Origin of the sequence: Paenibacillus sp. A3, assembly GCF_001399685.1 — a bacterium.
In the GTDB taxonomy this organism is placed as follows: domain Bacteria; phylum Bacillota; class Bacilli; order Paenibacillales; family NBRC-103111; genus Paenibacillus_G.
On sequence record NZ_JTHN01000359.1, the window covers coordinates 1 to 508 of the forward strand.

Genomic DNA, 508 nt, shown 5'->3' on the forward strand with positions numbered 1-508 from the left:
GACTATCCGCGGGAGCAGAGCATCGGCGCGCTGTTCGAGGAACAGGCAGCGCGGACGCCGGAGCAGACGGCGGTCGTGTGCGAGGACGCGAAGCTGACCTACCGCGAACTGAACGAACGGGCGAACCGTTTGGCGCGGACGCTGCGGGCCGCAGGTGTGGGGCGCGACGAACCGGTCGCGATCATGGCCGAGCGCTCCGTCGAGATGGTGGTCGGGGTGCTGGCGATTTTGAAGGCCGGAGGCGCCTATGTACCGGTCGATCCGGATTACCCGGAGGAGCGCATCCGCTATCTGCTGGACGATTCGGGCGCCAAGCTGCTGCTGGCGCAGCGCCCAGATCTGGTGCGCGTGGACTTCGCCGGCACGGTCGTCGACCTAAGCGATGACGGAGCCTACCACGACGACGCCTCGAATCTGGGGCTGGTGAGCGGGCCCGGGGATCTGGCGTATATGATCTATACGTCAGGCACGACGGGCAAGCCGAAGGGTGTCATGGTCGAGCACCGCA

At 66.7% G+C, this 508-nt stretch carries 1 protein-coding gene; it reads left to right on the forward strand.

What is annotated here, in order from left to right; all coding sequences use genetic code 11:
- A partial coding sequence (locus QJ48_RS34565) for an AMP-binding protein (RefSeq protein WP_157261869.1) occupies window positions 1-508 on the forward strand: 508 nt, incomplete at both ends.